The organism is Gordonia sp. VNK1 (assembly GCF_040049135.1).
Classification (GTDB): Bacteria; Actinomycetota; Actinomycetes; order Mycobacteriales; family Mycobacteriaceae; genus Gordonia; species Gordonia oleivorans.
This window is the reverse complement of record NZ_JBDZDJ010000052.1, coordinates 1-3960: the sequence shown is the minus strand read 5'-3', so window position 1 is coordinate 3960 and position 3960 is coordinate 1. Positions and strand designations below refer to the sequence as shown.

4 pseudogenes are annotated in these 3960 nt (G+C 61.3%); 2 read left to right on the top strand and 2 right to left on the bottom strand.

Annotation, left to right across the window (positions count from 1 at the left end):
- Nucleotides 1-119: 119 nt before the first annotated feature.
- Nucleotides 120-2450 (top strand): annotated as a pseudogene (locus ABLE94_RS26215) (MMPL family transporter); the annotation flags it as partial.
- Between the two features lie 192 nt (nucleotides 2451-2642).
- On the opposite strand, the pseudogene ABLE94_RS26210 reads toward ABLE94_RS26215, so the two are convergent.
- A pseudogene (locus tag ABLE94_RS26210) lies at nucleotides 2643-2813 on the bottom strand (integrase core domain-containing protein); the annotation flags it as partial.
- Between ABLE94_RS26210 and ABLE94_RS26205 the strand changes: the two are divergent.
- Nucleotides 2806-3777, top strand: a pseudogene (locus tag ABLE94_RS26205) (IS256 family transposase); the annotation flags it as partial. The pseudogenes ABLE94_RS26210 and ABLE94_RS26205 overlap by 8 nt on opposite strands.
- Here the strand turns inward: ABLE94_RS26205 and ABLE94_RS26200 are convergent.
- Nucleotides 3774-3960, bottom strand: a pseudogene (locus tag ABLE94_RS26200) (hypothetical protein); the annotation flags it as partial. The pseudogenes ABLE94_RS26205 and ABLE94_RS26200 overlap by 4 nt on opposite strands.

Below are 3960 nucleotides of genomic sequence, written 5' to 3'. Positions count from 1 at the left end.
CCGCGGCTGCCGCGGGTGTTTTTGTTGTCTTCACAAACCACAAATCATGCCCCGGCAGCCGCTCCCACCAGCGCAAACACGCCGCGCAACCTCACAACCCGCGATCTACGGCTGTAGTACTAGGCGAGCTGGGCATGCCGGTATCCCAGTTCACCTCGATGTTCATGACCGTCATCATCTTCGGTGCCGGAGTTGACTATTCGGTGTTCCTCATCAGCCGCTATCATGAGGGTATTCGAGCAGGCAACTCTCCTGATGCCGCTATTGCCCACGCGAATGCAACTATCGGCCGCGTGGTTCTCGCATCGGCGGGCACTGTGGCCCTAGCCTTCCTGGCTATGGCCTTCGCCAAGCTCAGTGTGTTCAACACTTTGGGGCCGGCCTGCGCAATCGCCATAGCATTCGCATTCTTGGCGACGGTGACATTGTTGCCCCCCGTGCTCTCCTTCGCTGCCAAGAGAGGGGCCGGCCTTCCCCGCCGTGACCTGACGCGGGATTACTGGAGAAGAGTCGGAGTCATGGTTATCCGGCGGCCGGTCCCTCTGCTCGCGATCAGTGTAGTCGCGTTGATTGGCCTCGCCCTGGTCGCCGCAACAATCCAGATCACCTACGACGATCGAGAGGGGCAGCCAACTGACACAGGGAGCAACGAAGGCTACGCGCTGCTCAACCGCCACTTTCCGAAAGACATCATTATCTCGGAATTCTTGGTGGTGGAGTCCGAGAACGACATGCGCACGGCTCAAGGCCTTGCCGACCTCGACCAGTTGGCATCCCGCGTCGCGCAGATTCCCGGCGTGACCAGGGTCATTGGCGTGACGCGGCCAACCGGTGAGAAGCTGCAGCAGGCGCAATTGTCTTGGCAGAACGATCAGATCGGTACCAAGATCACCGAGGAGACCGGAGATGTACAGGCCCGCAAGGGTGATCTGGCCGTCCTGAAGACCGGATCAGAGCAGCTCGCCGGAGGCCTGGCACTGCTAGAAGACCAGATCTCATCCAATCTCGCTCCGCTGTCGGGGTTGCTAGACGAGGTGTCGTCATTTGGCCCACAACTCGATGAGTACCGGCCGTTGGTGAACCAACTCGCGAGCGCCGCCCCAACGCTTCGACAGTTCTCCCAGCGAGCGCCTGAGCTGTCTCAACTCGCACGTCGGGCCCAGTCTGCGGCAGACGCGGTCGCGCCAGCGTTGTCCGCATTGGAAGCTCCGTGGTGTCAGCAGATCGCGCAGTGCTCGGCACTGCGCGCGCAAACGGCCGACATCCGGGCACTCGCGGATGATCAGTCGCTCGCGAGGGTGGCTAACTTTGCCGCGCAACTCGGCCGCGTGAGTGCGCCAGGCTCTACCGACATGGCACAGCTGCAGCGTTCTCTTCAAACGCTGAATTCTGCACTACAGACCATCGGTGGACAGGACCTCGGGAACAGGGTCTCGCAACTCGAGTCCGGCGTCGGCGCACTCGCCGACGGCGCACGTCAGTTGTCGAACGGAGTCGGGGCTTTGGTGGACAGCAACGTTCAGCTACTCGGTGGACTAGCACAGGTCGCCGCACAGCTTCGGGCTCCCGCCCGCGAGATCGGCGATTCTGATTCGGCAACCGGCTTCTATCTCCCCGCGGATGCGTTCAAGGACCAGCAGTTCAGTCAGGTCGCTCGACAGTTCATCTCGCCCGACGGGAAAACCGTGCGCTATGCGGTACAGACCTCCTACGACCCATACTCTGCCGATGCAATGACGCTGGCGAACGAGCTGTCTAGCGTCGCCGAGAACGCGATGCCGAACACCACTCTGGAGGGCGGACGTGCTTCGGTCGCGGGCTTTCCTGCGATCAATGCCGACGTCCAGCGGTTGTTGTCGTACGATTTCAAACTGCTTGGCATAGCCACACTTCTCATCGTGGGTCTGATCCTGATGCTGTTGTTGCGGGCCGTCGTTGCACCGGTCTATCTCCTTGCAACCGTCGTCTTGAACTATATGGCGGCTCTTGGTATCGGTGTGCTCGTACTTCAACACATCCTCGGTGCCGGGATCGCCTGGCCAGCTCCACTGGTGTCGTTCATCGTCTTGGTGGCGGTGGGCGCTGACTACAACATGCTGCTGGTCTCACGCCTGAGAGAGGAGACGAGAGCGAGCGTGCGGGTCGGAGTAATGCGTACCGTCGCCTACACCGGTTCGGTGATCACCTCGGCCGGGTTGATCTTCGCAGCCAGCATGTTCGGGCTGATGGTCGGCTCCATCGATGTGATGGTGCAAATCGGGTTCATCATCGGTGTCGGTTTGCTGCTCGACACGTTCCTGGTGCGGACCTTAGTAGTCCCGGCACTAGCGGTGCTGCTGGGCACTGCAAGCTGGTGGCCGGGTGACATCGACCGCTTCCGGCGCGCCCTGGGACCATCGCAAAAGACACGCGGACGGACCCATGGGGATCTGACAAGCGTCGGTCCCTGAACTTCCCGACCATCCCGTCAACAGGTAAGGATCGGCATAGGGCATGACGCGGCACGGTCGCTCGTGATAGACGAATTGCGTCCGTACAACGCTAGACGGTATGGGTGACTCCACGGCGATGTGTTGGGGGTTGCGGGCCGGAGCCTCACGCACAGGGACTGAACGACCCGAGGTTTTGTGCCGCCTCCATTGTGGGCTGGTCCTCGGGCCGAGGCCAGAGTAGTGGAGCGTTTCGAACTCGGTCGGGGGGATCTGGCCGATACTCGAGTGCAGCCTGCTGTTGTTGTACCAGTCGACCCAACCAGCGGCCGCGAACTCGACGTCGGAGACGGTCTTGTACGGGCTGGAGTGGAAGATCGTGGTCCCGCTGTACGCCGGCGGCATGACGTTGCGCGATATCCAACACCATTTGGCCGCCACGATCGGCACCGATCTCTCGCACGAGACGATCTCCAAGATCTGCGACGAGGTCCTCGACGCGGTCGACGAATGGCAGAACCGGCCGCTGGAGCCGTTGTATCCCGTCATCTACCTTGATGCCCTGGTGGTGAACGTCAAAGACAGTTCTCATGTTCGAAACAAGCACGCCCACATCGCTATTGGCGTCGACATGGCCGGCGTCAAGCATGTGCTGGGAATCTGGATACAGGCCGAAGAAGGCGCCAAGTTCTGGGCCGGGGTGTGTGCGAATCTGGCCAACCGCGGCGTCAAGGACGTGCTGATCGTGTGCTGTGACGGGCTCACCGGATTCCCCGAGGCAATCGAGGCGACCTGGCCGCTGGCCACCGTGCAAACCTGTGTGGTGCATCTGATCCGCAACTCGATGCGGTTCGTGAACCACAAAGACCGCAAAGACGTGGCCCGGGCGATCAAACCGATCTACACCGCCCCCGACGCCGAGACCGCCCGCCGCGAGTGGGAAGCCTTCCGCGACTCGGAACTAGGCGCCAAATATCCGAGTGCGGCAATGGCTTTCGACCGAGCCTGGGATCGGTTCATCCCCTTCCTGGCATTCCCGCCCGAGCTGCGCAAAGTCATCTACACCACCAACTCGATCGAGTCATTGAACTACCAGCTCCGCAAGGTCATCAAGAACCGCGGACATTTCCCCAACGACATCGCGGTCCGCAAACTCTTGTGGCTGGCCATCTGCGACATCGAAGACAAACGAGCCGCTCAACGCCTCAAAGAACGCGGGACCAGGCGGTCACAGCCCCGTAAGGCCCTCGGACGACTGGTCGAGGGACAGGTCGTCACCAACTGGAAACAGGCCCTCGGACAACTCGCACTGGCCTACCCCGACCGGATCGAACCCCACCTCAGCTAGACCCCACAGACCACAAGAAAATCAGGAGTCACGTTCTTACACAGACATCTTGACAAGCTCGTCAACCGCGCGGTGATGCCGTACTCGCGACACGTCCGCTCGAAGAGCACCTCAACCGGCAACGGCCGCGTGTGTCTGCCGGTGAACTGGTTGCCGTTGTCGGTGAGCACCTCGAACGGCACG